Source organism: Oceanospirillum multiglobuliferum (assembly GCF_900167095.1).
Lineage (GTDB): Bacteria > Pseudomonadota > Gammaproteobacteria > Pseudomonadales > Halomonadaceae > Oceanospirillum > Oceanospirillum multiglobuliferum.
The window spans coordinates 63906-79859 of the sequence record NZ_FUXG01000008.1 but is presented as its reverse complement, the minus strand read 5'-3'; the positions used below and the strand labels follow the sequence as shown (position 1 = coordinate 79859).

At 44.0% G+C, this 15954-nt stretch carries 15 protein-coding genes; 7 read left to right on the top strand and 8 right to left on the bottom strand.

The genetic code is table 11. The features are described 5' to 3' along the window. Positions 1-217: 217 nt before the first annotated feature. A complete protein-coding gene (locus tag B5D26_RS07230; RefSeq protein WP_159445613.1) occupies positions 218-754 on the top strand; it encodes a shikimate kinase in 537 nt (178 codons plus the stop codon). Positions 755-916: 162 nt separating this feature from the next. Here the strand turns inward: B5D26_RS07230 and B5D26_RS07225 are convergent, their stop codons facing one another. After that, positions 917-1753, bottom strand: a complete 837-nt coding sequence (locus tag B5D26_RS07225; protein ID WP_078745063.1) for a MipA/OmpV family protein — start codon at positions 1751-1753, stop codon at positions 917-919. A 257-nt stretch (positions 1754-2010) separates the two neighbouring features. Between B5D26_RS07225 and B5D26_RS07220 the strand changes: the two genes are divergently transcribed. From B5D26_RS07220 to B5D26_RS07200, 5 genes are read left to right on the top strand one after another with little or no spacing between them, the layout of a single operon-like run. Beyond that, positions 2011-2451, top strand: coding sequence for a PepSY domain-containing protein (locus B5D26_RS07220; protein ID WP_078745062.1), 441 nt, complete (start codon positions 2011-2013; stop codon positions 2449-2451). 1 nt (position 2452) lies between these two features. Further along, positions 2453-3133: a response regulator transcription factor gene (locus B5D26_RS07215; RefSeq protein ID WP_078745061.1), complete on the top strand. Its 681-nt coding sequence runs from the start codon at positions 2453-2455 to the stop codon at positions 3131-3133. After that, positions 3130-4473 (top strand): ATP-binding protein, encoded by a 1344-nt coding sequence (locus B5D26_RS07210; RefSeq protein WP_078745060.1) that lies wholly within the window; start codon positions 3130-3132, stop codon positions 4471-4473. Before B5D26_RS07215 ends, B5D26_RS07210 begins: the two co-directional genes overlap by 4 nt. Further along, positions 4470-4772 carry a Bor/Iss family lipoprotein gene (locus B5D26_RS07205; protein ID WP_078745059.1) on the top strand — a complete coding sequence of 101 codons (303 nt, stop codon included), beginning with the start codon at positions 4470-4472 and terminating at the stop codon, positions 4770-4772. The genes B5D26_RS07210 and B5D26_RS07205 overlap by 4 nt, the downstream gene beginning before the upstream one ends. Beyond that, entirely contained in the window at positions 4765-5079 is a 315-nt protein-coding gene (locus B5D26_RS07200; RefSeq protein WP_078745058.1) for a hypothetical protein, read from the top strand. The genes B5D26_RS07205 and B5D26_RS07200 overlap by 8 nt, the downstream gene beginning before the upstream one ends. Positions 5080-5176: 97 nt before the next feature. Here B5D26_RS07200 and B5D26_RS07195 read toward each other — a convergent pair whose 3' ends face one another. From B5D26_RS07195 to B5D26_RS07165, 7 genes are all read right to left on the bottom strand, one after another. Next, entirely contained in the window at positions 5177-5926 is a 750-nt protein-coding gene (locus tag B5D26_RS07195; protein WP_078745057.1) for an NYN domain-containing protein, read from the bottom strand. A gap of 33 nt (positions 5927-5959) precedes the next feature. Beyond that, positions 5960-8416 carry a hypothetical protein gene (locus B5D26_RS07190; RefSeq protein ID WP_139776626.1) on the bottom strand — a complete coding sequence of 819 codons (2457 nt, stop codon included), beginning with the start codon at positions 8414-8416 and terminating at the stop codon, positions 5960-5962. A gap of 3 nt (positions 8417-8419) precedes the next feature. Beyond that, positions 8420-9649: a glycosyltransferase family protein gene (locus tag B5D26_RS07185; RefSeq protein WP_200810635.1), complete on the bottom strand. Its 1230-nt coding sequence runs from the start codon at positions 9647-9649 to the stop codon at positions 8420-8422. 77 nt (positions 9650-9726) lie between these two features. Then, positions 9727-10440, bottom strand: a complete 714-nt coding sequence (locus B5D26_RS16380; RefSeq protein WP_234985224.1) for an acyltransferase — start codon at positions 10438-10440, stop codon at positions 9727-9729. A gap of 38 nt (positions 10441-10478) precedes the next feature. Further along, a complete protein-coding gene (locus B5D26_RS07175; protein ID WP_234985223.1) occupies positions 10479-12026 on the bottom strand; it encodes an O-antigen ligase family protein in 1548 nt (515 codons plus the stop codon). A 33-nt stretch (positions 12027-12059) separates the two neighbouring features. Then, a complete protein-coding gene (locus tag B5D26_RS07170; protein WP_159445612.1) occupies positions 12060-13547 on the bottom strand; it encodes a lipopolysaccharide biosynthesis protein in 1488 nt (495 codons plus the stop codon). After that, positions 13525-14745, bottom strand: a complete 1221-nt coding sequence (locus B5D26_RS07165) for a glycosyltransferase family 4 protein (protein ID WP_078745054.1) — start codon at positions 14743-14745, stop codon at positions 13525-13527. Before B5D26_RS07165 ends, B5D26_RS07170 begins: the two co-directional genes overlap by 23 nt. A 235-nt stretch (positions 14746-14980) precedes the next feature. On the opposite strand from B5D26_RS07165, the gene B5D26_RS07160 reads away from it, so the two are divergent. Then, the gene (locus B5D26_RS07160) at positions 14981-15928 is read left to right on the top strand and encodes a glycosyltransferase family 2 protein (RefSeq protein WP_078745053.1); all 948 of its coding nucleotides are present in this window, start codon (positions 14981-14983) and stop codon (positions 15926-15928) included. Positions 15929-15954 lie beyond the last annotated feature (26 nt).

Sequence of the window (15954 nt, the reverse complement as noted above, 5' to 3'; positions counted from 1 at the left end):
TTGTCTAGTCTGAGTCCTAACTTTGCGTTATGGATATCTGATTTCCTCTTTTCTTTCTGATTTTAAAAGCATTTTCATCTATCTGGCACTAAAATGTGCTTTTCTTCGGTGCCATCAAAAAGTAGGCTACGCCTGCTAAAAAACAGTGGTTGCTGATTTGTCTGTATAAATCACATTTGCACCAGAAAATTTGTTTTGATAATGAGCTATGCACAACATGAGTCAGACTTTAGATCTTAGTTCCGCACCAGCAATTCTATTCTTATTTGGTTTGTCTGGATCGGGAAAATCCTATGTTGGCAATCTTATTGGTGAGCTAACAGGATGTTATGTCTATCATGCTGATGATGATATTACCGATGAAATGATTTTAGCGCTGCAAGAGAAGCGCCCTTTTACCAATGAGATGAGAGATCGCTATTTTCCTATCATAACTGAGAAAATTTTGCATTTACGTCAGCATCATAATTTTTTAGTAGTAACACAGGCCGTTTATAAACAACGTCATAGAGAGTATCTTTGCAAAAATATACCCAATATGGAGATGATCTTTATTGATGCCTCTGATGCTGTAATTTCTCAGCGTTTAACGACTAGAAATGGCGGTATTACAGGCGCCAGCGCTTTAGCCTTGAGACGTGATTTTGAGCAACCTGACAGTAATATCAAAGTTATTCTTAACGAAGGGGATAAATCTATGCTGGTGACTCAGTTGAACAATTATTTTTCATCAGCACAACCTGAAAAAGACTGAGAGCATCAGTGTTCATTGTCCTCTGTTATACATCTCGTTCAATATTGAGAGTAAAGGCGCAGATACAGTATTGTATCTGCGCCTTTTTTTAAATCCTGACGCTAGAACCCACTGAAATATAATTTCGACCGATTCAATAATAGCCAGTTTGTTGACTTAAAATTAGAAGTTATAGTTCACACCAACATGGCTTGCGATTACATGACTATCGTTAACAATACTGCTGTCACGAATCCCCTTACCAATATGAATATAACTAGCACCCACTTCAATATCCCAATGTGGTGTGATGTCATAGCGGCCATTAATACCTGTATAGAGGTTGACTGTACTATTACCACTGTAAGCTGCACGGTTCACAGTGGCCTCTGCTATGCTCACACCATAAAAATGGTTAACCATATTGGCACTATTCCAGTTTGCACCTAAGTATGGGGTAATATTCCAGTCACTTACTTTGTAGTCAAACATATAGTCCACATTCGCAGACATGCCACTATGCTTGCCTGTTATTTCATCTAATAATTTAACTTTTAAGCGGCCTCGCTCATTTTTATGCATTAGATAAAAGCCCGCATCTAATGTACCATCACGCTCTTTCAGCCCTACAAGCTTGCTATTATTTTTATAATCATTTTTATCCGACAGTAATGAACCATTGCCTGTCAGTAGTACACCCACGCTAAACTCAGCATTGCGATACAAGTTGTAACCTAACTCATTATCTTTGACGAAAAGTTTTTCGCCACGATATTCAATATTCAAGCCAGCATAGCCTTCCCTACCTTCACCGATGAGAGGATTGTTAAAACTGCCAACATAACCTCCAACAACCCATTTGCTACCACTATCACCTGGTGCAAATGAGTCACTATCGCTGGCAATTGCATTAAATGAAATTAGGCCTGTGAGTAACAAGCTAGCAGAGGTGCGAATAGTACAGTTTTTACCATTATTTGCTGCTGATTGTTGTGTCTTGTCGATATAGTTGGTTAGCATGATAGGTTCTCTTATTTAAGCTTAGCCGCTATGAGCTGATTAAAATCTGATGACAAGATGAATTTTACAGCGCTCGCCTGAACTCAAACTGGCAAAAAGCTGAACTGAACCTGAAAGTGGTATTTTTTTCAGAAATAATTTGCAGCACTTGTACCAAATGTCAGTCTCAGTTCAACTACTGAGGTTATACTGTCTAGTGAAGGGTGCCTTAGCCCACAAGAAAATAGATATAGCTCATTACGGTCGTTACTGCACTGATGAAACTCTTCCTCAATTTGTTGTTATTAATCAATATCCTAGCACTACCTCCTTTTGTGTTAGCTGATAATCTGCCATCGAATGTTGGTGATAAGCCATTATCAGATACTGAGCAACAGTACAATAGCGATAACGATGATGTAACGAACAAAGTCGAACGTATTACTTGGCCATTTACCCGTTGGGTTGAAGAACGTGTGCAACGCTCACCCATGATTCGCACGCCGAAGGGATCGTTGTCTAAAGATGGCACATCTAGAACTTTGGACTTACGTTCAGCGATTAAACAAGCTTCTATCCTTTACCCAGGCACGGTACTTAATGCGGAAAAACAAACTAGAAATGGTGTTGCGACTTATCTCGTTCGAATTATTTCTGAAGAAGGTGTGGTAAAAACTATTACAGTTAATGCTTCAAACGCCAGTGATGAGAGCAAGTAAGATGAAAATTTTAATCATTGAAGATGACCTTGAATTACAGCGCCAGTTGGCTGAGAACTTAGTTTTAGAGCAATATGAAGTAGACATAAGCTCCGATGGTGACGATGGTTTATATCGTGCTCGTGAATATGAATATGATATGGCCATTATTGACATTGGTTTACCTAAGATATCTGGTTTGGAAGTGATCAAAAGCCTGCGCTCAGAAAACAACACCTTGCCGATTCTAATTTTGACTGCTCGCAGTAGTTGGCGAGATAAAGTGCAAGGCTTAAAGGCTGGAGCTGATGACTATTTAGTTAAACCTTTTGAAATTGAAGAGCTATTGGCACGGGTAGAGGCAATACTTAGACGTGCATCTGGCTATAGTTCTCATATAATTCAACATGGTGCAATTAAACTTGATACTCAAACCCAAGAGCTTTGGGTGAATGATGAAGAAATAGATTTAACTGCGTTTGAGTATAAGTTACTTGATTATTTTTTAAGGAACTCTAAACGCATTATATCTAAGGCTGCGCTTATGGATTGCCTGTATAATGACGACAATGATCGAGATATGAATGTGCTCGAGGTGCTTATAGGGCGCTTAAGACGCAAGCTGGATCCAACCAACACTATCAAGCCTATTGAGACGTTACGCGGACGTGGCTATCGCTTTTCAATAAAAAGTGAATTATGACTCAAATATCTTTGCGCCGACGCTTTTTTTTACACAGCGCGATTACGCTAGTTATAGTAATGTGCGTAAGCCTATTTGTCATGGATTATAGCTATCGCTCCGAACTTGAGCAGTCTTCGGCTCAACGCTTACGTCTACATATTTTTAATCTATTATCAGTTGCTGAAAAGAAGCCTCACTCCTTATCGTTACCAGATATACTACGTAACCCACGCTTTAATACACTAAATTCAGGCCTATGGGCTTTGGTACTAGATTATCAGCTACAACCTCTTTGGCACTCCCTATCTCTGGGACAAGTACCTGATCTCAATTCTACCACTCAAGAAACCGGTACTTGGGTCTGGCAAAAGCAAACCATTAACGGCCAAGTATTGCTGACAATGAGTTACACAATTGCTTGGGATACACCTAATGGGTTGGAGCGCTATCAATTTGTTGTAGCGGAAGATGAAACGTTTATCCAGCAAGAGCTAACAGGATTCCGCTGGTGGTTGGGTAGTGGGTTTTCCTTAATCACCTTGAGTTTGTTGTTAGGTCAACACTTGGTGCTTCGCTCATCTTTTAAGCCAATTAACACGCTTGAGAAGGAAATTCGAAGCCTTGAGAAAGGTGAACAAAAACAGCTATCTAGAACTTATCCTGCTGAGCTGTTCGGCGTAACAACTAACCTTAATGCATTGATTCGCAAAGAGCATACACAAAGGGAAAAATACCGAGCCGCAATGGCTGATTTGGCGCATAGCTTAAAAACGCCCTTAGCGATAGTAAAAGGCGAACTACAGCTTTTACCTAATAAGAATGATGTACTACAAAAAGCGATGGTACGTATTGATCAAAGTATTGAGTATCAACTGCGCCGAGCAGTTATTTCGGGACACAGTTTACTTCATCAAGGTACAAGCATCACTGAAGTATTAGACGACTTGATAGATGTGCTTAATCATGCTTACAGAGATAGCAACCTAGTCGTTGAAATTGATGTTGATTCAGATGCTCAATTTTATGGTGACGAAAATGACCTAATGGAAATATTAGGTAACCTGCTAGACAATGCATTCCGGTATGCAAAAAAGACTATCAATATATACGCCAAACAAGATTCTCAGCAATTAATACTGACGATTGAGGATGATGGCGAAGGATTCTCTAACGATCAAGCCATACATATATTTAAGCGAGGAGAGCGTTTGGATAGTCAAGGCTTTGGTCAAGGTATAGGGCTTTCTGTAGTTTTTGATATCGTAAATAGTTATGACGGTGGTATTACCGCTGGTCGATCTACACTGGGTGGCGCTTGTTTTACTCTGACTTTTCCAACTCAAAAGGGGGATGAATGAAAAGAATGTTAGTTTTAGTTTTGGTGCTTGCACTGGCAGCATGCACGTCCGTTACTATTCGGACAGATAGTGCAGGGAAAACAAAAGTGCCTCCAGACTTCCAACAAACCTATGTTTATTGGTGGTGGGGATTAAAAGGAGAACATTCTGTCAATGTGCGTGAAGTTTGCCAGGGGCGTGCAGTTGAACAGATGCAGTCGGTATCGACACTATCTAACTTGTTTTTTACCATTATTACTTTTGGTATACGTGAAGAAAGATCTGCGCGAGTTTGGTGTAAAGGAGCGAAAAATGAATAAATGGCTTCGGTTGGTACTTCTAGTTGTCTCCTTACCCCTTACTGCCTGTAGTACAATGAACTTTGTTAACGGTCCTGAAATGGAAGATACCGTAGAGCGCGAAACATGGCATCACCTCGGTTTAAGCGGCGTAGTTGAATATAGCCCACCATTGGATGTGAGTTATAGCTGCGCTAATCAGCAATGGGATACTGTTACGGTAGAGCTTTCAGGTTTTAATGTCATAGCTTCTTACTCTCCTTGGTTACCGCTGTCTATATATAGCCCGTGGACCATTATTTATGAGTGTCGAGAACCTATTGATTGATACCTACTTTTTAGCAGAATACTTAAACAGTACCGAAATACTATTGTTCGGGCGCTGAGTAACAAAAATGCCCGCGTGATCCTTGAAAAATAACAAGCTATTTACCACCTAGGCTAAAGTATTGGTTGTTCTCGCTAAACTGTACTTTGTTACCAAAAAGCTGTTCTAACACAGGTTTCCATTTACTCTGGTTGGCGACAAAATCCTGTGGGAATAGCCCCTTTCGCTTGATCAAGGCACAAAAAATACTGAAATTACATTGGGTTGAACTGCGTCCGGCTTTCTTTTTTTGTTGTAGTGATAGAGCCTCATGGTAAGTGCTGGTGAGGGTTTTACGCTGTTCTTTTTCAATGTCGTCAATCACTCGCACTAATGGCTGAAACTGTGTTTTGGGTTGTTCTAGGGGGATGTAATGTTTGGCGCTTCTGATCAGCACGTCTGGAGTGTTACTTTGGTCACCTATCAATATGGTTTCAAATCCTAGCTGCCCTAAACGGATAAGCAAGGGGGTATAGTCGGTATCTTGTCCTGCTATGGCAATGGCGTTATAGCGTCCTGAAAAGGCTTCTATGCAGGCGTCCACCACTAGGGCGATGTCTGATGAGTTTTTACCTTGTGAAGTAAGTCTAGATTGATGTACCAGCTGAAAGTTACCTTCAAACTGGCGCTCTACCCAAAGATGGTTATTAGGTTTTGCCCAATCACCAAAGACTCGGCGAATGGGCACCGTGCCTAAGGTTTTTAGCTGCTCGATCATAGGTTGTGCCAGTTCGGCAGAGAAGTTATCTCCATCAACAAATAAAGCAATGGTTTTGCGTTCATTTAACTGCTGTAGTGATGTTTTCATAACCACCTCAGAATGATCTATAGTCTCTTTAACTTACTGTATTTTTTGAAGTTTAGCGAAACTAAAATTTTGCCATAGATGCTTGATCTGCTGGGTCAGTTGGTCTAGCTGTTGGTTGGTCATGGTGTTTTGAGACCAGTTCAAGCTTATCTGTTGCTGAATTTGCTGTTGTAATAACGCAGCGTCTAAGTTTTGCTGTGCTTGTTGCTCTAACCAAGTGAGCCAGCGTAAATCCTCTATACCTTGAACTAAACTGATGAGCCGGCTGTTAATCTGGGTTGCACCGCACACTTCCGCGCTGGGTAGCAAAAACTGTACGTCGTCCTCTCGGCCATCGGTGGGGTCAAAAGGGTGAGCGGTCGGCATTCGGCCATGCCATTGCCAAAAGCCTTTGGCATTGCTTCGCCATAGGTAATAACCCGCTGCTAAACGCAAGTTGGGTAAGTTATATAGATAAAGCGCTTTGTTTTTCTGTTGTAGCTGCGCCAAACGCTGAGCATTGAGTCGATAACCTTGATTCAATAACACCGCATCAAACTGCTCTAGTCTTGCGTCATGTTCTGCTTGATTCAACTGCGCCATGCGTTGTGCTTTGGGGAGTACGCGATGCAGGCTTTGGCCAAGTAAACTCAGTTGTTGGTCTTGTTCAGGGTGTAAACCAGGTTCATCAGCCAATGACCATAGCAGTAACGGAGAGACTGAGCTGAGTTTTGCCAGTTGTTGCAAACTAGCGGATTGGTCATATTGGGCAAGCAAGCGTTTGACGGGGGTGTAAGCGGGAAAAGGTGGTAATAAACCAGCTAACAGAGGCTGCTGCACAGCCTGTTTAAACACTTGCTCTTGGTTCAGGCTAGGTGTGGGTAATGCAGGCGCAACTCCAGTTAAACCAAGCTTTTTGAGCAGTCGATAGTCACATTGGCTTTGTTGTTGAGCGGCAGATGAGTCAAACCAAGTGAGATGAGGCGCATAATCTAGATAGATACCGACGGGTACAGGTGCAGGTGGCAGCTTTAGATTTAGTGCTTGTAAGGTGATAGCTCTTGTTTGCGTGCCAAACTCAAGCCCCCACGGCGCTCCATTGCGGTGTTGATGCTCAACCCATTGAGACGCATCAAAATCAGCAACTAACAGCCAATGCTCGCCTGCTTTGGGCTGAAGCTGTTGTAGGCTTAGATTATCGATTGGTAACGGATCTAAAATAGCCTCTTGTTGCAGTGCCTGCTCTTGACCGCCAACACGTTTAAGCTGCTGGCGTACTTGATATAGCTGCAGGTTATTAACGGGTAGATTAATGGCATTTAATGCGGGCAAAGTCCGTTCAAAGGTGAAGTGCAAAATCAGTTTTTCTTGATCCGCATAAGCTAGGGTTTCCCCTTGATAAGGTTTGGGCAGAGCTTGTAGCAGGTTGTGATTGTTCACTACAGGCCAGTGGTTGGCAAACTGGTCTGCACGTAGTTGCTCAAAGCGGTTCAAAATCTTTCGGCTTTCTGGATATTTCATCTCTACTGGAACAGCGATAAGTGCTGAAATAAAGCGCCCAGCCGAGTCAGGGCTACTGAAACTAAGATGAATCTGACCATTATTGACTTGTACCAATGTGTCGACAGGTCTGCCACGCTTACTGCCTATACTGTACCAAAAGCGCTGCTGTGCCAGTTTCAAACTTGGGGCAAACCCCGTATTTAAAATCGGTAGAGCTGTTAGATAATGCTCTGCTATCCATTGTGTTGGCGTCAGGTTTTGCTGATAAATAGTCTGCCCATTCACTTTAATACGTTGTTCTAGGGCGTGAGGAAAATACTCCCACTCGCCAATGTCTTCAGTCCATAATCTGAGGTGCCAAAGACCGTTGGCTAAGGGCAGCTGAAGGTCGGTTAAACCTTCAATGCCATCTTGAATTAGATCATCAAAATAGGGACGTTGACGTACACGACTCGCCCCTTGAATCTGTATGCCTGCTGTTGTGCTATCCGGTGAGACCGCAGTAAATCCCCAAGCAGGATTTTGATCTTTTGCACCAAAATCCCAACCGATTATCCCCTCAGGTGCCTGAGGTTTAACTTGTAATTGAATCTTCTGAAAACGAAAGTCTTGGTCTAGGGGAACAATATAAAGCTGTCGAATATCTGTGCTGAGCAACCTTTTCTTGGCGCTGGTGAACAGTTGGTCCAAGTCTAGTTGATGGCGGAAATTTCCCGCAGGAAATAGCAGCTCTAAATTAAAACGACTTTGGTAATTATGGCTATTTTGACTGTCGATTCTGATTAATAGCCGCTGAGGTTTTTCCTCATTGCCAATGACTTGTCCATGAATGATTAACTGCTGCCCTTTTTCAATTCCTGTAGGCAGTGTCCAATATTGTTTGCCATAAGGCTCAGTCAGAGGACTGAGTATTTTGGCCGCTGCCTCTGTTGCCAGCGCTGTAGTGCTATTGAGCAGAGTCAGAGTTAATACAAGATAAAACATTGCCAAATGCGGATAAATTATCATGACTTAGCCCATATAGTGGAGGGTATTGAGCGGAGCGCTTATTGAGCCTGCTGCCCCCGTAGCTTGCAGAACATGCTGTCTAACCTCTATGGCTTTTTGCGTCCAACTTTGATTGATAACCGCTTGCTGTCTCTGTTGCTTGCGTTGCTGTTGGGCCAAAGTTGATTGTAAGGCTTGTTGTTCTAGCACTGTGTTTAAGCTGTTTAAAAAACTACTGTGCTGATAATCTGGACTTAAATGCACCAAGCCTTGATAAGCCACAGCAGCAGGGTAAGCTGTTGAGAGCACTTCGGTTCCAGAGGCTAGATACTCTCGTAGTTTTAATGGATTACAGTGTTGAATTTGTGGGCAGTCTTTAAAGGGTAACAAAGCCACTTGCCAATGCTGACAATAAGCGGCTAATTGATGGTGGGGCAGAGCAGATATCCAGTGCACATTACTTTTTGACAGCAGATCGCCTGTTGAGATTTGAGTACTGCAATTAACTGCACCAATAATCATCAAGTCGTACTCAGGATATTGGTCTGCTATTTTCCCTAATAGCTCAATATCTACCCAATCGGCTAATTGGCCATAAAAGCCAATAACTGGGCGCTCAGAAAAGTGATAAGGTTTAGTTCTTGGCTGGCTAAAAAGGTCATAGTCAACGCCATGTTCTAGCAGTCGTGTTTTTCCAACAGGAAACTTCTCAGCGAGAGCTGGGCTGGCAGCTAAAATTAGGTCGCAACGTTCAACAAGTTCCGCTTCCATTTTACTGATCACATCGTGGTCAACACCTGCTAGTGAGCTAAAGTCATCGCCACAGTAATAGATCGAGAAGTCTTCGTTGCACAACCCCACCATATCTACCGCACTGGGTAGTGAGATCCATAAAACCGTGGGTGACGTTTCAGCTTTCGGTAGCCGCACAAGCTGTTTACGCAGCTGATGACAATTAAACTGCCGCACCTTGCTACTTTTGAACAGGGGGATAGTGTTAGGTTGGATCAGATGTTGAGGCTGTAACAGTGGTTGAAGTTCATCGTTGTGAGTGCCTTTCTGATGGCTTGCCTGTTTCAGCATTGCGCTGAGTTTTTCTTTGGCCCGCTGTAGATCATGGCTGTTTAACTGTGGGAAACGTAACCCCATAGAGTTAACCCAAACCACCTCATCTTGAGGGATAATCTGTTTGAACAGATGCTGTGTACTGCTGGGATGGCGTCCCCAATCTTCACCAAAAACGATCCAACGCATAATACTGACCCCGACAAAGTAGCTTTTATAACGGATAACATTCAACTTTCTGATTAAGCTCGGTTTGTACCAACAACCTAGAGTAAATGACGCACCACTTTGGCAGGATTGCCTGCGGCAATAACGTTAGCAGGGATATCTTTAGTCACTACACTACCACTACCGATAATGCTGTTTTCACCAATAGTGACGCCTGCAAGCACCGTAACCCCTGTGCCTAACCAAACGTTTTGTTTCAAGTGAATAGTGCCCGTTTGGCTGTCTAGATCAGGTTTACCCTCTGCTCTAGCGATGGGGTCAACAGGGTGTCCGGGATAGCCTGCCAGAAATGCTTTACCTGCCATTCGCACGTTGTCTTCTAAAATCACTTGATCAGCCACTGCGATAGTGGTTTGCCAACCAATATCAACGTTATTACCTACAATCAGCTCAGGGGTTTTCTGACTAAACCAGCGACCTGAAAAAGTGCTAACACCGGATATGCGACAGTCATCACCTATTTGGATCTGTAGCGGCGCTAATATTTGTGGCATTCCAGAATAGAGGTAAAGCCGCTTACCGCCCTTGATTTGACTTTTAAATAGCGGTAACCAGTACAGTCGACTAACCAATGTATGACTCAGTTGGCTAATACTGCGATGAACTTGAAAAAGCAAAGGATGCAGCACGGGTATAACCGGAAGCTCAATGCGGTTTAACTGCTTCCAATTATTTCGAATAAATTTTGCGATAGGATTGGGGCTGGTTTTTGCCCAGCCTTTCATCTGCAACATTAAGCTGGTCTGAGTCATAACGCCTCCTACCCCAATGTTCTGATGATCGATAAAACTTATTTTACATTGGGCTCTGAAGGGATAATTGCAGCTTCTGTGCCATTCGCATTTTGCACTGCGCTAGGCTCTACTTGATGGCGCTCTAGCCAAGGTTTTAAGGTATGAGACACCGCCATACTGAGTGCGAAGAGAATGTAGATTGGCCAAGTAAAACCTTGGGTTAAGAAAGTACCTGAAACTATAAAGCCTATCACACCCGCTAATGTGGCTTGGGCACTGGTGACAATAGCCGTAGGGGCGTCAGCACTGGCTAGATTAGGCTGAGGGACAGTTTTTTTAACGAAAGGTCTCCCTGTGCTGAAATTCTCGGGAGCTTTGGGATAAAGCAAGCGATTGATCTGTTGCACCTGTTGAATATTGTTTTTTAATAGGCGAATAACCACGGTGACGAAGACAATAAAACCAACAAAACCTGTTTCTGCCAGAACGCCCAACCAAGTACTGTGCACTGCATGGTTTTTACCATCCCAATGAGGACTATAAAGATAGTAGTTGAAATAAAAATTACTCAAGCCGACACCGCTTAACGGATGACTTAGGGCCATATTAAAAGCCGCCTGCCAAGCATAAATACGCCCCATTGCAGAAGCATCAATACCCTCTTCAGCCGCGCCGCCGGACGCACGGTCTGATATCCCTGCTAATACCAGAAGTAATCCCGCAGCAGCTCCACCGCAAGAGATCAGCAAAACTTTGTTTTCAACCTTCTGCCATGCAAATACCCCTGTGACCGCAAGAATACCCAACAGCCCTCCTCTGCTTTGAGTCGCTATAATGGCTGAAACAATGATCAAATACCCCACCAGTGCTAAACAACGGCTTTTCTTGCTGGCTTGGTAAGCAAAGATCAAGGCTAAAGCAAAACTGGTGGGAAATAGCAGTACCAAAGCCAAGTCGTTAGGATCACCCAACATTGAACCAATATTCCGACCAATGGTCACCCTAGTACCTTCAACCAGCCCTATCCCATTGGCTTTGTTATTGAGCGCGACAATAGCAATCAACACTCCAGACAATAAGATGCTCCAGTTGCAAATTGCGAAATCTCGTTTGCATTTTAGCAACCAAGCAATAATCAGCGTCATTAAACCGATTTTGATGAAATTACCGCTCCAAGAGGCAATCGCCTCCCCCCGATTGCTGGCAAAGAGCAAGCCCAAGGTCACAAGACCAAAGAAAATACCCATCCCCGTAAAGTGACTGTTCCAATACACCTGAATCTCTCGGGTAATCAGCATATGCCAAGCCGTTACGGCAAGGGCACCAAGGGCCAATAGCTGTGGAATTTTAAAGGGGTAGAGCATCGGAAAAGCTTCGTGAATGCGAAAAAAAGAAAAGATAATAAACCCTAGGCAGATCCAAACGGTGCTATTCACCGCCACCCAAGCCAATAAGGGCAACATAGCAAGGGGTAGAATCAGTAGAGGGTGGGGCATTAGCCACCATAAAAAACCAAGAGCTAAGCAGATGGTCATTGGCATCACTGCTGTTGACTCATCCGCCATACGCTGAGAGATAGGATTAGAGATATGTTTAAATTTCATGCTCCACCTCTCTGACTTTCAGCGGCTGATTGCTTAGGTGTGCCTAACGAATAAGCACCATAGGCTTAACACCGTGACGCCACTCCATAAAGCAGCCCATAGCAACAATACAGTCAACTCTTGTGCCAAGTTTGGAAACGCTTGTGCGAAGTACAGCGGAAAGAACATCGACAGTAAGGCGACAGGAGATAAGTAAAGTAACCGTTTGACAGCGTAGTTTAGGGCTAACAAGCGTTGGCTGATGATAATATAAGCACTTAATCGCAAGGCTTGGCTGACCAGCAAAACAGCCAGTGCTCCTGTAATCTGATAATAGCCAATCGCAAATGGCAGTAATAAAAAGCACAACAATCCAGTGCTCAACTCAATGCTCATCTGAATTTCACTTTTATCTGTTGTAAAGCAACCTAAGTTAAACAAGGCCCCCCACTGTTTTAAAATGCCTGCGCAGACTAACCAAGGCAGATACTGCTCTGCCACCCAAAAACTTTCAGCAAAAAATAAGCGAATCGCCACAGGCGCAACCGCCACCACCATTACGCCCAATACTAAGGCTAGTAATGCTCCTTTTACCGCCCCTTCAGCAGCCTGCTGTTGGCCATCAACTTGTTTGAGCAACTGAATACGTCGGGGATACCACCACAACTGAAAGGGTTGGCTTAATAGTGCAGCCATTAGAAAAAACTTGATGGCAATACTATAAGCCGCTAAAGACTCCGCATCGATCTGTTGCGACAGTAAAACGATATCGAGTCCTTGGCTGGCATACATCGCCAATCCACTGATGATAAAGGGCAGGCCATAGCGCATTTGCATCCATAAGGGTTTAGCCTTAAATCTAATGCCACTGTCATGGTATTGCAGCCAAAGTAAATGCAGAACTTGATAACTAACGGCTATACAGGCAGCACTTAAAACCCCTAGTAAGCCCCAATTCTGGCTTAACAATCCCCAAGCTAGCAGGGCATAAAGCAATGTGCGAGTGAGCATCACTTGTAAAAAGCGCCCTGCTCGGTTTTGCATTCTTAGCCATGCTAAAGGCACGGCTAGAATGCCCTCTGTGCTGATCAAGACCATCAAAAGCCAGTACTCAAGGGTTGATATAGGCCAGTACTGATTCAGCCAAGGTAGTGACCAAGGGCTAGCCACTAAGGCTAGCAGCAGCACCGAACCAGCAATGCTTAATGCACTGCCTGTAATAGTGGCAGCGATCTGGGCTTGTTGGTTTGAATCTGCTAAACCAGCCTCACGATATAAACTGTTCACTAAACCAAAGCCCACTACAACTGTTGCACCGTTCACCAAGGCCAGCAGCGTTTCCATACGCGCAAACTCTGCGGTTCCTAATGTTGAGGCCAGATAGGGCAGCAGAAAAAAGCTAATCACCTTCATGCCAAACAAACCTGCGGCATAACAGGCTTGCTGACCTAAAGCACTGCTGAGTTGGCGGTGCATTGATGAGCTTCGCTCTACAGGCTGATCAGCTTTTAACAAGCTTTTAGTAATCGGCATTGGCCACATGATGTACCTCCTGCTGACAGGATGCGATAGCTTGAGACAGTTGCGCAGCTTGTGTACTAATCTGAAAGTTTGCCAGTAGATGCTCATGGCCTGTATCGCCCATTGCGCGTAGTACCTGAGGGGATTGGTTTAACAAGCTTCTAATGGCAGCTGACAAGGCAAAGTGATTACCAAACTCAACCATTGCACCAACGGGAATAAACTGCCCTTGTGCGTCACATAACATCTCTCGGCAGGCTTCTATATTCGTGGTGATAATAGGTAGGTGCAGCGCCATTGCCTCTTTGATAACTAGGGGGCCAGTATCTCTTACCCCCGTTTCTGTAACTATGAAAGGCGCTACCAACGCGGTATAACGTTGATAGTTATTGCAGAGCCATGTACTACTTTTAGCCCCTACAAAATAGACATAACCGATCAGGTCTAGCGCGATCATTTTCTTCAATAAAGGCAAGCGCAGCGGGCCGTCGCCCACAATGTCTAACTTCGGACGATCACGGGCAGGAATATTCGCCAGAGCATGGAGCAGCCGATCGACCCCTTTGGTTTCAGACAAGCGACCGAGATACAGCAGCCGTTTCTGATTAAATGGGTTATGCACTGTACTTTTAAACTGTGCGAGGTCAACGCCGCAGCGAATACGCTTGATGTTGGCCTGAGGAGCCATCGCCAACATATCGCGCTTCATCTCATCACTCACTGCAACCACAAAGTTCGCCGCGCGCAGTTTTAGCGGCAAATCTGCAGGCGCACGGTATACATCGTATCCATGACAGGTAAACGAAACCGTTACACCCGCCAAGCGCGCTGCAACAATCGCTGTAGCAGCAGAAGCCAAACCAAAATGTGCATGAATGTGCTGACAGCCATGTTTTTCAACCAAAGCAGCTAAGCGCGCGCCATACCAAAGTAATGAGCGTTTAGGTAAACCCTGTTGCTGATTGACAAACTGCATCGCAAATTGCAAACGACTAGGACTTGCGCTGAGTTGCCATAAAGTTTTGGCTACAGGGGCTTCAATTAATAGTTGCAGCTGATCTGCCAACATTAAATCAATGGGTTGCGCTATACCTTCATTTCTTTCAAAAGCGAAAGGCACAATATGATGACCTTGCGCCTGCATAGCGCGTATTTCATTACCAACAAAGGTTTCTGACAACACAGGAAAGCTGGGCATTAAGTAGGCGATGGTTTTCATGATCAACTCCTCAGCCTAGTGATTTGGCTGTTGTCGATCTGTCATGAGCTGGCACGGCAGATGCTTGATTAAGAACAAAAGGTTTGTTTTCAAACGACCAATTTCAAAATGCAAACCAAAATAGATTCTTGAGCCTTAATACCGATAGAGCAAAGGGAGTGCCAAAGCCAAAATGCAACGCACAAGTTGTGCATTAACAAGTGCTGGCAATCTCTTTATCAGTGAGGAATAGATTATGAATCCATTAATCAGCGTTATCATGCCTACTTGGAACTGTTTGGATTATCTACCTGCAGCGGTTGACAGCGTACTCTCTCAAGCCGTGAATCTAGAGTTGATCATCGTTGATGATGGTTCTACTGATGGTAGTGATCATTGGCTCAATCAACTACAAGCTCAGCATCAGAATGTGGTGGTATTAAAAGGGCAGCATAAGGGGGTTTCTGCTGCACGCAATTTAGCACTCAGTCATGCTAGAGGGCATTACGTCGCTTTTATTGATGCGGATGACCTTTGGTATCAAGGGAAATTACAACACCAGTTAACACTACATCTGGCAGACCCTGAGCTGGTATTAAGCTTTACTGACTACGACCATTTTTCTGAACAAGGTGCTGATCTTGGACGATGCTTTCAGTTTTGGCCTAGTTTTTATCGCCACCTTAAACCCAGTATTTACCAGCTTCGCTTGGCAGATCGTTTGAAAACAGCAATTTATGAAGAAAATGTGATCGGCACCTCAACTGTTATGGTGAAAACAGAGTGTTTGCGTTTGGCTCAAGGCTTTGACGAGTCTCTGCACTCTGCCAGTGATTGGGATTTATGGCTGCGCTTACTGGCTTATGGTGACTTTGTTGCCATTAACCAGAGTTACATGGGCTACTTAGTGCGCAGTAACTCCATTTCACGCAATGCTGAACGGCGTATTGCTAGCTTCCAAAGCATTCTAGAAAGGTTTAAACAACCCATGCAGCAGCTTAACCCACACTGCTATGCACCAGCGGTGGCGCGCTTAAAACTGGCACAAGCTGAAAATTGGCAAGTGCAAAAAGGTGGATACTGGAAGGCGATACAAGCTTATTGCCAAGCCTGCTATCAGTTGCCCAATAAACGTAATATCAGAGCCTTACTGTCCCATCTGATTAAGGGACTAGTACCACGAGAGAAACGATTGGGTAAGTGAAGTGGGCATCAAAAGCACGCGGGATA